1 rRNA gene is annotated in these 228 nt (G+C 55.3%); it reads left to right on the plus strand.

Annotation, left to right across the window (positions count from 1 at the left end):
• Positions 1-228, plus strand: a 16S ribosomal RNA gene (locus AC2Q9J_RS18605); the annotation flags it as partial.

The following is a 228-nucleotide window of genomic DNA, read 5'->3' on the forward strand; positions in this document are numbered from 1 at the left end:
GACGTACGCTGGCGGCGTGCCTAATACATGCAAGTCGAGCGGTACCTTTGGAGCTTGCTCCATTGGTTTTGCGGCGGACGGGTGAGTAACACGTGGGCATCCTGCCCTGCAGATCGGGATAACACCGGGAAACCGGTGCTAATACCGAATAGATTGATTCACCTCCTGGTGAAACACGGAAAGACGGTTTCGAATGGGACTGCAGGAAGAACACGCGGCGCATTAGCT

Source organism: Planococcus sp. RAB007_Raresut (genome assembly GCF_057369535.1).